Raw genomic sequence first — 575 nt, 5'->3', positions numbered from 1 at the left:
CTCTACGTCGGTTCGGCATATGCCATGCCCCGGCATCCCCAGGGACTACCGGGGCACGAGGGGTTGTTCTACGACAGCCTGCCGAGCGGCAAGAGTTCCTACGTGCTGTGCAAATGGGCGCTCGACGAGCAGGCCCGGGAGCAGGCGCGCAACGGCCTGCCGGTGGTGATCGGGATCCCCGGCATGGTACTCGGCGAACTGGACATCGGCCCGACCACCGGACGCGTGATCACCGCCATCGGCAATGGCGAGATGACCCACTACGTCGCCGGCCAGCGTAACGTCATCGATGCCGCCGAAGCCGGGCGCGGCCTGCTGATGGCCCTTGAGCGCGGGCGTATCGGCGAGCGCTACCTGCTGACCGGGCACAACCTGGAAATGGCCGACCTGACCCGGCGTATCGCCGAGCTGCTCGGCCAGCCTGCGCCGCAGCCGATGTCGATGGCCATGGCTCGCGCGCTGGCCACCCTGGGCCGCTTGCGCTACCGGGTCAGCGGCCAGTTGCCGCTGCTCGACGAAACCGCCATCGAGGTGATGGCTGGCGGGCAGTTCCTCGATGGACGCAAGGCCCGCGA

General features: G+C 68.7%; 1 protein-coding gene. It reads left to right on the top strand.

What is annotated here, in order from left to right:
• Positions 1-63 precede the first annotated feature (63 nt).
• The coding region (locus AC061S_RS44570) for a Rossmann-fold NAD(P)-binding domain-containing protein (protein WP_478691596.1) at positions 64-575 on the top strand (512 nt) is incomplete at its 3' end.

The organism is Streptomyces sp. CA189 (assembly GCF_056428985.1).
Note: the sequence above shows the minus strand (reverse complement) of the source record. Positions and strands in the feature narration are given on the sequence as shown.